The sequence below is a fragment of the Chromatiales bacterium genome (genome assembly GCA_014323925.1).
Lineage (GTDB): Bacteria > Pseudomonadota > Gammaproteobacteria > Poriferisulfidales > Oxydemutatoraceae > SP5GCR1.
Genome location: JACONC010000012.1, coordinates 15249 through 28237, shown reverse-complemented (window position 1 = coordinate 28237; position 12989 = coordinate 15249). Strand labels below are relative to the sequence as shown.

Here is a 12989-nt window from a genome sequence, read left to right as displayed (position 1 = left end):
GCGGGAGCAATTTTCATGTTTGTTCGGCAATATATCAGTTTGTTACATATCAAAGGCTGTTGTTCCAGTAGCAATAATTTCCTTAACTAGAGAATTAATACTGGTAGCTTAGCTATTGTTTTTTCTGAAACAGATGGGGTAACATATAATCTCCTTCACATATTTGCAAATAATAATATGCTATAATGTGCGTAATATTCCTATAAATAAAGCACTTTTTAGAATGCCTGTTCTGCATAATGCTTTATGCAGAAAAATTATAGATACACTTTAGATACACTTATTTAATATTTGGGAGTTTTTTAACCATGTCAGTAGAAAATGTCCTTAGGACAATAAAAGAAGAAAATGTAAAGTATGTAGACTTTCGCTTTACCGATCCTAGAGGTAAAGAGCATCATGTGAGCGTGCCAGCAGAAACTGCCTGCGAAGATGGCTATTTAACAGGTGGCAAAATGTTTGACGGTTCATCGATTGCCGGCTGGAAAGAGATCAACAATTCGGATATGCTGCTAATGCCGGATTTCAACACTGCGTGCATAGATCCGTTTTATAACGACCTCACCCTATATTTGCGTTGCGATATATTGGAGCCCGACACTAAACAACCTTATAACAGGGATCCGCGTTCTATCGCCAAGCGTGCCGAACAATACCTCAAAGAAACCGGCATTGCGGATGTCGCTTATTTCGGACCAGAACTTGAGTTTTTTGTGTTTGACAGTGTTCGTTGGCACAATGATTACAGCGGCTGTAGTTACGATATTGAGTCTGCCGAAGCGGTTTGGAGTAGCAATAAAGCATACGAAAGTGGTAATATCGGACATCGCCCTGGCATAAAAGGTGGTTATTTCCCAGTGCCTCCAGTTGATTCTCTGCAAGATATACGCTCAGCTATGTGTGAAGCTCTCGCCGAGATGGGTGTCGTTGCCGAAGTACACCACCACGAAGTCGGCACCGCGGGACAGTGTGAGATAGGAACGCGTTATGCTGCTATGGTGGAGCGAGGAGACCTCAGTCAAATTCAAAAATATGTCGTGCTAAATGTTGCTAACAATTATGGCAAAACTGCAACTTTTATGCCCAAGCCGATAGTCGGTGACAACGGCACTGGTATGCATGTGCATCAAACCTTGTCTAAAGACGGTGAGAACCTATTTGCCGGCGACCAATACGCCGACCTCACGGAAACCGCACTATATTACATAGGCGGGATTTTGAAACACGCCCGTGCCATCAACGCTTTCTCAAATGCCGCGACCAATAGCTACAAGCGGTTGGTGCCAGGGTTTGAAGCACCAGTGATGCTTGCTTATTCGGCACGCAACCGCTCGGCGGCGATCCGTATACCGCATGTGGTTAATCCCAAATCAAGACGCATAGAGGTACGGTTCCCGGATGCTGCTGGTAACCCTTATTTAACTTTTGTCGCTATGCTCATGGCAGGATTGGACGGCATACAAAACCGTATAAACCCAGGTGATCCGACTGATAAAGATTTATACGAGTTATCTCCGGCGGAAGAAAAAGCGATACCCAAAGTTGCTGCCTCATTAGACGAAGCAGTGGCAGCACTGGACGCGGATAGAGACTTTTTGAAAGCTGGTAATGTACTCGACGACGATGCTATAGACGGCTATATAGAACTCAAAATGGAAGAGATCTCTCGTCTGCGACAAGCAACCCACCCAGTTGAATTTGATATGTATTACAGCTTGTAATCGGAGAAGCCAATCAGTCAAAAGGATGAGCATACAATACCAGTGTAATGTTAGCCGCTGCTTATGGAATGAACTAAGCTATCCCTGATATAAAAAAACATGCGTATCGTAGTTTAGCAACCAGTATTTTATACAGTAGTGTGAATGAGGTGGTGTTGCGTTTGTATAAAACCTTAAGGAACGCAATATTCTCCTTCCTTTACTTAGAAAAGTCCCTCCTTGCCATTCGTTATTTGCACTATGAACAAGCGTGTGAGTTTGCGAATGCCAACATAGCGAAAACCTATATCGGCATCAAATCCTATATAAACTAAACTGCCAAACCAATGTCAAACCAAACTTGTCCGTGGTGCTGATATAATAAAACATCAAAGTCTTAAATCTGATGCACACATTTCACGGAACCACAATTTTATCAGTACGCAAAGACGGTTGTTTAGTGATGGGCGGTGATGGCCAAGTCACGATGGGTAATAAAACCATCGTCAAGCATAAAGCGCGTAAAGTGCGCCGGTTGAACAACGATCAAGTTTTAGCCGGCTTTGCAGGCAGCACCGCAGATGCTTTCACTTTATTTGAACGGTTTGAAGGAAAATTACAAGAGCACGGAGGACAGTTGCTAAGAGCTGCCGTCGAATTAGCCAAAGATTGGCGGCTGGATCGTAATTTGAGACAATTAGAAGCCTTGCTTGCGGTCGCCGACAAACAGACCTCGCTACTAGTGTCGGGTACTGGGGATGTTATAGAGCCAGAGTACGATTTAATTGCCATTGGTTCGGGCGGTGATTATGCGCGTGCCGCCGCTCTTGCACTACTTAGACATTCATCGTTAGATGCCCGTAGCTTAGTTGAGAGAGCACTGACAATCGCAAGCGAGATTTGTGTCTATACAAACCAAGAATTCGTGCTCGAGACTTTATAACGAATAACGACGATAACGACGGAAATCCTTATGTCCGATATGACACCCGAACAAATAGTTAGCCAATTAGATCAGTTCATTATCGGACAGGATAAAGCGAAGCGCGCAGTAGCTATTGCATTGCGCAACCGATGGCGACGGATGCAGATTGACGAACCTTTGCGCTCGGAGATTACCCCTAAAAATATCTTAATGATAGGGCCGACTGGGGTTGGTAAAACCGAAATTGCTAGGCGACTTTCGGACTTAGCTCAAGCACCGTTCCTAAAAGTGGAAGCAACCAAGTTTACCGAAGTCGGCTATGTCGGGCGGGATGTTGAATCAATAGTCCGTGATTTAGCACAAATCACTTTTAACAAAGTGCGAGAAAGAGAATTTGCAAAACACGATAGTCTGGCACAAAAGTTAGCGGTTGATCAGGTGGTCGAGAGCTTGATGAATAATCTGAAGGAAACTTACGACAGTCAGGAGAGTTTGGATAGTAAACAAGTTCGAGAAGACATCCGTAGATCAGTTGAGCAAGGCAAGTTGAATGATCAGAAAATTAAAGTTGCGGTCTCTAAACCGCAGGTTAACATGGGTGTGATGTCGGTGCCGGGTTTGGAGAGCATTGGTGATCAAATGCAGGGTATGCTTAAGAATCTCGGCAACCTAGGACTAGGAAATCGCAAAGAACACAAAACAATGACTGTAAAACACGCTCTCAGAGCTATCAAACAAGAAGAATTAGAAAAAATGATCGACCAAGAAAGCCTGCATACGATGGTCGTAGAAGAAACCGAACAACGAGGCATCGTCTTTGTAGACGAAATAGACAAACTGGCGCGTCGCTCGCAAAGTACGACTGCCGGCGAAGTATCTCGCGAAGGCGTGCAGCGAGATCTGCTTCCTCTAATAGAAGGATCTACCGTCAACACCCGTTATGGCATGATAAAAACCAATTATATATTGTTTATTGCAGCCGGTGCCTTTCACTTCTCCAAACCTTCCGAGTTGATTCCTGAGTTACAGGGGCGCTTGCCAATCCGAGTGGAACTGGAACCCTTGGATACGGATGCCTTTGTTAGAATTTTAAGTGAGCCAGATAATTCTCTGGTTAAACAATATCAAGCGCTGCTGGCTCAGGAAGGGCTGGATGTTGTGTTTAGCGAAGAGGCAATCAAACGCATTGCAACGATTGCTTACGAAATTAATAGAAACACCGAAAACATAGGTGCGCGGCGCCTACAAACAGTGATGGAGCGATTGTTAGAGGATATTTCTTTTACTGCACCCAGCTTGGATAACAAACAGATTAAAATAAACTCTGAACTAGTAGACCAGCAATTAGCCAGTATTGCCAAAGACCAAGATCTCAGTTCTTATATACTTTAAGCTATGTCTAACGTACAACTTGATGAAATACATTTGCATCAAAACTCGCGTGTGTTGGAACTAATTTTCACCAATGGTAAAAGATTTAACTTAAGCTGCGAGTATTTACGCGTGTATTCACCGTCAGCAGAGGTCTCCGGGCATGGCCCCGGGCAAGAAGTCCTGCAGGTAGGCAAGGAAGATATCAACATCACATCGCTCGAACCAGTCGGCAACTACGCAATCAAGATCATCTTTGACGACGGACATAGTAGCGGCATTTATAGCTGGGATTATTTATATGACTTAGGTATAAATTACGACCGTAAATGGCAAAACTATCTACAAAGGCTAAAGGATGCTGGGTTTGAGCGTAAACAAAATCGTCTAGGTTGACCGAAGCAGATCGGCTGAAGTGATAGCACCAACACGATCTTGAACGATTTATCTTACAATTAAGCGATGGACACAAAAAAGACACATTTCGGTTTTCGCAAGGTTGATGTCAACGAAAAAGTGAAATTAGTTGATAATGTATTCAGTTCGGTGGCAAGTCGTTATGACTTGATGAACGATTTAATGTCTTTGGGTTTGCACAGAATATGGAAACAATTTGCGGTCATGGCGTGCGGTGTGCGCGCAAATATGCGGGTGTTGGATCTTGCTGGTGGCACTGCCGATATGGCTGTACGCATAAAACCTTTGCTCAAAGATGGCGGTCTTTTGACGGTCGCCGATATCAACGAGGCAATGCTAGCGGAAGGACAAAGACGGTTATATGATCTCGGTTATGCTGGTGTACCTTTTATTCGCTGCGACGCCGAGAGTCTACCGTTTGCCGACAACACCTTTGATTGTGTAGTGGTCGCTTTTGGCCTAAGAAATATGGCTTCTAAACAAGCAGCATTGGGTTCTATTTTACGCGTTCTAAAACCTGCTGGTCGCCTTGTGGTGCTAGAGTTTTCCAAGCCGCACGCCTGGTTACAACGATTTTATCAATGGTATTCTTTTAATGTGATTCCTAAACTGGGTGCGTATGTGGTGGGAGATGAGGAGAGTTATCGCTATTTGGTCGAGTCTATTCGGATTCACCCGGATCAAACAACCTTAGGTGCGATGATTGGAGAAATCGGATTTCGGCAGTGCGAGGTTTATAATCTATCCGCCGGTATCGTCGCTATACATCGCGCGTACAAATATTGATTATGAATGTTGCTTCTAAGAAACTGGCACCATTGTTTGATTATGCACTAGGCCGTTATTTACAAGCTGACCCACCACTGGTCGCATCATCGCTGAAAGCAATGTCTGGAAAAGTGGTCGGTTTGTCCCTCAGCGTTCCGCGCTTAGAACTCTTTTTACTTATCGAAGAAGACACCATACGCGTTTGCGAGGACTATAGCGGGGTTCCTGATACTCGGATAAGTGGTAGTATTTTTGATTTACTAAGACTCGGCTTAGATAGAGAGAACGACGAACAAGCGGTTAATCTGGAAATTGTAGGGGATGTACATCTGGGGCAACGGCTGCAGAGTTTACTGACTGAGATTGAGTTTGATTGGGAAGAGTTGCTCGCACCTTTAATCGGAGATATTGCGGCACATCAACTCGGCGAGGGCGTGCGGGCAGCAAACAATTTTGTTGATCGTTGCATAGAATCGCTGTATTTTAGTAGCGGCGAGTTTTTACAGGAGGAACTGAAAATAACGCCGACGCAGCAAGAAATAGACTATTTTATAGACAATGTAGAACGACTGCGCGACGCAGTAGAGAGATTGGACGCAAGGTGTAGCCGGCTACGCGACCAGTAATGTTTATCCTAAAACTTTGGCGGCTTTTATATATCAACATCGTGTTGGTGCGCCACCGATTAGATGAGATTGTCCTAACGATACACTTCTTCAGGCCGATACACTTTATTTTCTACCTACTGCCGTGGAATTGGTTTGGTAAACAGAAAAAACCACTGGCAACAAGAATAAGGTTAGCACTGGAAGACTTGGGGCCTATATTCGTCAAGTTCGGACAGGCCTTGTCCACCCGACCAGATTTATTGTCTAGCGAGCTGATTACTGAGCTAGCAAAACTACAAGATAAAGTACCGCCTTTTGACGGTCACATCGCCCGCGAAAAAGTTGAGCAGGTGATGGGAGATCCTATAGATAAAGTATTTGCACACTTTGACACGATGCCACTCGCTTCGGCATCCATTGCTCAAGTTCATGCGGCACGATTACACGATGGTAGCGAAGTAGTGGTAAAGGTATTACGTCCGAATGTTAAAAAGAAAATTGATAGCGATCTTGCATTACTGGATATGATGGCGCGGCTCACTGAGCGTTACTGTTCGGAAGGGCGTCGACTACGAGCAGTTGATGTTGTGCATGAGTACCGCAAGACCATAACCGATGAGTTGGATTTATTACGCGAAGCGGCGAATGCTAACCAACTGCGACGAAATTTTGAAGGTTCCGACCTGCTTTATGTGCCTAAAGTATACTGGCAACATTGTTATCGCGAGGTGATGGTGATGGAACGCATACACGGCGTGCCGATTAACGACATAGAAGAGTTAAAACGCCACAACACTGATTTACGACAACTCGCGCATAATGGTGTGGAGATATTTTTCACCCAAGTTTTCGAACACAATTTTTTCCACGCTGATATGCACCCAGGCAATATATTCGTATCCGTCGAGAACCCACTCAAGCCATATTATCTGGGTGTTGATTTCGGTATCGTCGGCAGTCTTGATCTCAGAGATCAACGTTATCTAGCAGAGAATTTTCTAGCTTTCTTTCAAAACGATTATCGTCGGGTTGCCGAACTGCATATTGAATCAGGTTGGGTGTCGCCCGATATACGCTTAGAGGAGTTTGAATCGGCAATCAGGACGGTGTGTGAGCCTATTTTTCAACAGCCGTTAAACCAAATATCTTTCGGTGCCCTGCTATTACGCTTATTTCAAACCGCAAGGCGTTTTAATATGGAGGTGCAACCGCAGCTGATATTACTACAAAAAACATTATTGAACATAGAAGGCCTAGGGCGACAACTGTACCCTGAGCTTAATCTATGGGATACCGCCAAACCATTTTTAGAGCGATGGATGAGAAAACGCAGACATCCTGCGGTTTTATTAAAAAAAATCCTCAAACAATTGCCAGCATTAATTGAGAGAAGTAGCGAGTTCATAGCGACGCATAGTCTCCCGCCACCCGCTGATACTGAGCGCCAACAACTGCGCCAAGAAGTCTCTAATCTGCAACGCAAGCTAAAGCGATGGCGCATCTACCTGGTGATTGTGCTAGTTATCGGCGCATTGGCACTAGGAGGTTTATCGTTGTGGGTTTAACGATGTCGGATAACGCAAATATAAAGGGACAAATTTTAGCAGACTTGAACGATGAGCAAAACCAAGCGGTGAATGCGCCGCTGAGGTCAGCATTGATATTAGCGGGTGCCGGTAGCGGTAAAACCCGCGTATTAACGCATCGCATTGCCTGGTTGTGCGCGGTGGAAGGTATCTCGGAACGGGAAGTGATGGCGGTGACATTTACCAATAAGGCTGCCAACGAGATGCGCTCACGTATCCAATCACTCAGCGACAAACCTATAGCTGGCATGTGGGTTGGAACTTTTCACAGTTTATGTCATCGCCTGTTGCGCTATCATCACGAACAGGCACGATTATCCAAAACATTTCAGGTGATAGATGCGATTGATCAACTCAGACTCATTAAACGCATTACCCGCGACCTTAATATCAGTGAAGACAGATGTCCATTTAAGAAAACTCAATATATCATCAATGCCTATAAAGAAGCCGGGCAGCGAGCAGATAGGGTTGTAGAGGATACGAACAACCCAACATTCAAACAAATTTTAGCCATTTACCACCGCTACGAAGCACTATGCCGAGAAACGCAGACCGTTGATTTTGCTGAATTACTGCTTGCCACCCACGAGATGCTGCGCGACAACGATGATTTAAGACGACAATACCAAGCGCGCTTCAAACAAATATTAGTCGACGAGTTTCAAGACACAAATAAATTGCAATATGCCTGGCTACGAGTACTGGCAAGCGATAAAATCCCAGTCTTTGCGGTGGGCGACGACGACCAGTCAATCTACGGTTGGCGCGGCGCGTGCGTTGAGAATATTCAAAACTTTGAGCGGGACTTTAAGGATGTTTGTGTCTATAGATTAGAGCGCAATTATCGCTCTACTGCAATAATATTGGATGCTGCCAACGCACTGATAGAAAATAACAAGGGGCGCATGGGCAAGCGGCTATGGACCAAAGCCAAGGGCGGCGATAAAATAAAAATCTTCGCTGCCCTAAACGAAAATGAGGAAACCGACTATGTTGTCGAAGTTATCCATAAGTGGCAGAAGCAACGACGAGCGTTATCGGAGCTTGCGGTGTGTTATCGCGCCAATGCCCAATCTCGCGTTATAGAAAATGCTCTGGTGAGTGCCAATATCCCTTATCGTGTCTACGGTGGGCTACGATTCTTTGATCGAGCGATTATCAAACATGCCCTAGCATACCTACGATTGATTGCCAATCACGACGATGATACCGCTTTTGAACGTATCGTCAATTATCCTCCGCGTGGCATTGGAGCGCGCACGATGGAAATGATCAGAGACCAAGCCAAAGCTAATGTAATCAGCCTGTGGCAGAGTGCCGAACAACTTATGAACGACAAGGCTTTAGGTGCACGTGCCAACTCTGTGGTGCAGCGCTTTCTTCAATTAATAGAAAATTTTTCCCTAGCATTGAAGGTGCAGCCGTTGGCTAAACAAGCTGAGCAAGTGGTTGCTTTACTGACCAATTATCTTAGAGAACAACGCAACGAACGCGCCCTATCGGATATCGAAAACTTAGAGGAATTAATCAGAGCGGCTGAGCAATTTAGCGAGCAATGGAAAAAAATAGATGAAGATGAAATAGACGAACTAGATGCATTTTTATCACATACCGCTTTGGATGCCGGCGATAACGAAGCCGAGTACGACGAAGATAGTGTACAACTGATGACCCTGCATTCAGCTAAGGGTCTAGAATTTCCCTTAGTGATCATCACCGGTATGGAGGAAGGCTTATTCCCGCACAGCCGTTCCTTAGAGGATTTAGATGGATTAGAGGAAGAACGCCGACTATGCTATGTCGGCATCACCCGCGCCCGTGAGCAACTGATTTTATGCTATGCGCAATCACGAAATATGCATGGCAATATAATTTATAACCGACCCTCGCGCTTTATAAACGAATTACCTACTGATTTAGTAGACGAGATACGTCCGCAACAAAAACATAATAGATTATCTGGGAATGCATTTTATGTAGTCGGGCAATCTAAACCATCTCCAGATCCTAATAGTTTTTCATCCGGACAACGCGTAAACCACCCGACCTTCGGTGACGGTGTCGTACTTGACTTTGAAGGGGAAGGTAGCCATGCGCGCACCAAAGTTCGCTTTGACAAAGTCGGCACAAAGTGGCTGGTATTGGCGTATACTCGACTGCAGAAGATTTAAGGGTTACACTCTGTAGCATAAGCCTTTAAGCTCATTGTCAATAGGATTGGAATATGATTGAGTCGCTAAAATAACTTTTATATTGTTTTGTTGGTTTATAATGTATAGGTTTTTAGATTAAAAAACAGATATAATTATTTCAGTGGGATTATTTGGATAGTAGTAGAAAAAGTAAGATTTTGTAAATCGTAGGGACTGCTGGTGCAGGCACTAATGTGATGTGTTTATACACTATACCCTGAGTCTGACGGGTTCGATTCCCGTCCCTTACGACCAGCAACACAGCATCATTATAAAGCCCATATCTAAAGCACACATCTACTTATTGCGAAAAATTTTATGAAAAGAAGAGATTTTATAAACCGCACAGCAGGTGCGCTGTTGGCAACACCGCTGGCTGCGTGCAGTCGTAGCGAACAAGAGACCAACAAATCTCCGAGCAGTAGCAAAAGCTATCGTTGGAGGATGGTTACTTGTTGGCCGAAAAACTATCCAGGCCTAGGCATTAGTGCGGAGCGTATCGCCGAGAATATTAATAACATGTCGGGTGGACGACTGCAGGTGAGCGTATACGGTGCGGGTGAGTTGGTCTCGGCGTTTGAAGTTTTTGATACAGTGCATAGCGGTGCTGTTGCGATGGGACATTCAGCAGCTTATTATTGGCAAGGTAAAAATCGTGCGTTTAACTTTTTCAGTTCGGTGCCATTCGGCATGAATATCGTTGAGATGACTGCTTGGCTTAATTATGGTGGCGGACAAGAATTATGGGACGAAGGCTACGGTGAGTTCGGTTTAATACCTATTGCGGTCGGTGGTACCGGGATACAAATGGGTGGCTGGTTCAAACGGGAGATCAAAGATATTGATGACCTGAAAGGCATAAAAATTAGAATACCAGGACTTGCCAGCCAAATCTACGAAAGGTTGGGTATGATCCCGGTAAATCTGCCGGCTAGTGAACTGTTTACCGCACTGCAAACCGGCACACTGGATGCAGTAGAGTGGTCGACGCCGTACAACGATCTAACTTTAGGCTTTTATAAAATCGCTGACTACTATTACTATCCGGGCTGGCAAGAGCCGGGGGTCATCATAGAATGTATTCTCAACAAAGACATGTTTATGGAATTGCCAGCAGATTTACAAGCTATAGTACGCAATGCGTGTGAAGCCGAAAGCATGCGCTCACTCACCCAATATTTGGCGTTAAACCCCGACGCATTGCGTATATTGATGGATGAGCACGGTGTACAATTACGCCGATTCCCCGACAAAGTAATTGACAAACTATACGAAACTGCCGATGATGTTATCAAAGGAGTGGCCGCCGAGAGCGATTATGCACAGCGCGTATACCGTTCTTTTAGTGATTTCTTAAACAAAATGAAAATATGGTCGCAGTATTCGGGAAAAATGGTGTACGATATACGTAGCCGTAAATAGAATAGACAAAATATATTAGGAGGAGCAGAACAATGTTTGTGTTTGGTTATGATATAGGCACTTTCACCTTTTTTGCATTTAGCTTTTTAGCGGCAATTTTTATAGCTGCATCAGCCATATTCGGTTGCAAAGAAGAAACGACAGTACACCGTTGGACAAGGGGGATTTTAGGCTTTGCTTATCTATTTGTGACTTATGTTGCTTTTGTACAGTTGGAAGTTGCCGACTCATTTTACCAACAGCTGTTGCCGTTTGTGATGATGCGGGCTGGGTGCCATCTGCCAGCAAGCCATACTAACGACCCTAATAAGCGAAATTCACACTAGCATCTCCTAGTTGCAGTTAAATCCTTGCCCACAGTTCTACTGGGAACATTGCAAATTTATTGTTAGCCTGTATAATTCACATTCCGACTGGAGATAGATATATATGCCGACTATACAATTAAGAGAAAATGAACCACTAGATATTGCCATCAGGCGCTTTCGACGTAGTTGCGAGAAAGCAGGTATTTTGATGGAAATACGCGCACGCGAATTCTACGAAAAACCGACCACAGTGCGACGACACAAGACGATACTTGCAAAAAAACGCCAAAGCAGACATACATTCAAAATTAGATCTAAGCGTACCCGCTTATATTAATCCATGAAACATCGTATTGAGGACGATGCCAAACTAGCTATGAAAAGCGGCGATAAGGCACGCTTGGCAGTGTTGCGCCTGATGTTATCGGAGATAAAACGCATAGAAATAGATTCCAGACAACCGCTAGATGACGACGGTGTAGTCGATGTACTGGGAAAAATGGCTAAACAAAGACGCGAATCAATCAAACAATTCGCCGACGCCGGCCGCGTCGATCTGCAAGAAAAGGAGAGCTTTGAACTAGAGGTGATTACCGGCTATATGCCCCAACCCCTTAGTGAGGTTGAGTTGCATGCGTTGATTGACCAAGCGATTGCGCATATCGGAGCAACCAGCATCAAAGATATGTCAAAAGTAATGGCTGAGATAAAAACTCAGGCTCGTGGTAGCGTTGATTTATCGATCGCAAGTCGCATCGTAAAGACCAAGCTGATGTCTGTTTGAATATCACTCTGAGCGGTACTCTTTGGTAGCGAGAATATGGGAAAAGACTTAGTCAGAAGTAAAGACATGATGATGGTGCCGGTAAGCAGCCTGAATGCTTATATCACCGCTGCCTATGGAATTCCGGTATTAGATGCCGAAGAAGAGCGGCGGCTCGCATCGCTTTATAAACAAGAAAACGATGTTGAATCGGCGCGTAAATTGGCAATGCATAACCTGCGTTTTGTCATCCAAATTGCGCGTGGCTACAGCGGCTACGGTTTGGCATTGGGCGATTTAATACAAGAAGGCAACATTGGGTTATTAAAAGCCATCCAACGGTTTGACCCGGCCATTGGTGTGCGTTTAGTGTCGTTTGCAGTACATTGGATTCGCGCTGAAATTCACGAGTTTATCATTAAAAATTGGCGTATTGTAAAAATCGCAACTACCAAAGCCCAGCGTAAACTTTTTTTCAATCTCAGAAGTTCCAAAAAGAGACTGGGTTGGATGAACCAAAAAGAAGTTCATGAAATTGCTCGCCAGCTAGGCGTTAAGCCAGAAGAGGTCACTGAGATGGAAAAGCGCATGGGGCATACCGAAATAAGTCTAGACCCGATGCCGGATGACAGCGAGCAGAAGGCATACTCACCCAGTGCTTACTTAACCGATCAACGAGAAGTAGATCCGGCAGAATATTTTGAAGATGTACAAGCCGGTGCCTATAACCGTAAAAGATTAAACGATGCATTGAAAAGCCTAGATGAGCGTAGTCTTACTATTTTGAAAGCGCGCTGGTTATCGGATAAAAAAGTTACCTTGTACGAACTCGCACAGCAATATAAGGTGTCTCAAGAGCGTATACGGCAAATTGAAAAATTAGCATTGCAAAAACTCAGACGAGCGATAAAAGATTAAGCTGAGAC

At 44.5% G+C, this 12989-nt stretch carries 13 protein-coding genes; all 13 read left to right on the top strand.

What is annotated here, in order from left to right; all coding sequences use genetic code 11:
* Positions 1–308: 308 nt before the first annotated feature.
* Complete coding sequence (gene glnA / locus GDA45_05935; protein ID MBC6414404.1) at positions 309–1721, top strand: type I glutamate--ammonia ligase; 1413 nt, start codon at positions 309–311, stop codon at positions 1719–1721.
* A 385-nt stretch (positions 1722–2106) separates the two neighbouring features.
* On the top strand, positions 2107–2643 hold the full coding sequence (hslV, locus tag GDA45_05930; GenBank protein ID MBC6414403.1) for an ATP-dependent protease subunit HslV: 537 nt from the start codon (positions 2107–2109) through the stop codon (positions 2641–2643).
* Positions 2644–2673: 30 nt separating this feature from the next.
* Positions 2674–4017, top strand: a complete 1344-nt coding sequence (gene hslU, locus GDA45_05925; GenBank protein ID MBC6414402.1) for an ATP-dependent protease ATPase subunit HslU — start codon at positions 2674–2676, stop codon at positions 4015–4017.
* A 3-nt stretch (positions 4018–4020) separates the two neighbouring features.
* Positions 4021–4392, top strand: coding sequence for a DUF971 domain-containing protein (locus GDA45_05920; GenBank protein ID MBC6414401.1), 372 nt, complete (start codon positions 4021–4023; stop codon positions 4390–4392).
* A gap of 66 nt (positions 4393–4458) precedes the next feature.
* Positions 4459–5199 carry a class I SAM-dependent methyltransferase gene (locus GDA45_05915; GenBank protein ID MBC6414400.1) on the top strand — a complete coding sequence of 247 codons (741 nt, stop codon included), beginning with the start codon at positions 4459–4461 and terminating at the stop codon, positions 5197–5199.
* 2 nt (positions 5200–5201) lie between these two features.
* On the top strand, positions 5202–5807 hold the full coding sequence (locus tag GDA45_05910) for an SCP2 sterol-binding domain-containing protein (GenBank protein MBC6414399.1): 606 nt from the start codon (positions 5202–5204) through the stop codon (positions 5805–5807).
* Positions 5807–7354, top strand: coding sequence for a ubiquinone biosynthesis regulatory protein kinase UbiB (gene ubiB / locus GDA45_05905; protein ID MBC6414398.1), 1548 nt, complete (start codon positions 5807–5809; stop codon positions 7352–7354). The genes GDA45_05910 and ubiB overlap by 1 nt, the downstream gene beginning before the upstream one ends.
* Positions 7355–7356: 2 nt before the next feature.
* The gene (gene uvrD, locus GDA45_05900) at positions 7357–9549 is read left to right on the top strand and encodes a DNA helicase II (GenBank protein ID MBC6414397.1); all 2193 of its coding nucleotides are present in this window, start codon (positions 7357–7359) and stop codon (positions 9547–9549) included.
* Between the two features lie 339 nt (positions 9550–9888).
* Positions 9889–10992 (top strand): TRAP transporter substrate-binding protein, encoded by a 1104-nt coding sequence (locus tag GDA45_05895; GenBank protein ID MBC6414396.1) that lies wholly within the window; start codon positions 9889–9891, stop codon positions 10990–10992.
* Between the two features lie 32 nt (positions 10993–11024).
* Positions 11025–11318 carry a hypothetical protein gene (locus tag GDA45_05890; protein MBC6414395.1) on the top strand — a complete coding sequence of 98 codons (294 nt, stop codon included), beginning with the start codon at positions 11025–11027 and terminating at the stop codon, positions 11316–11318.
* 103 nt (positions 11319–11421) lie between these two features.
* Positions 11422–11637, top strand: a complete 216-nt coding sequence (rpsU, locus tag GDA45_05885) for a 30S ribosomal protein S21 (protein MBC6414394.1) — start codon at positions 11422–11424, stop codon at positions 11635–11637.
* Positions 11638–11640: 3 nt separating this feature from the next.
* Positions 11641–12084: a GatB/YqeY domain-containing protein gene (locus GDA45_05880; GenBank protein ID MBC6414393.1), complete on the top strand. Its 444-nt coding sequence runs from the start codon at positions 11641–11643 to the stop codon at positions 12082–12084.
* Between the two features lie 36 nt (positions 12085–12120).
* Positions 12121–12981, top strand: a complete 861-nt coding sequence (rpoH, locus tag GDA45_05875) for an RNA polymerase sigma factor RpoH (GenBank protein MBC6414392.1) — start codon at positions 12121–12123, stop codon at positions 12979–12981.
* Positions 12982–12989: the final 8 nt, after the last annotated feature.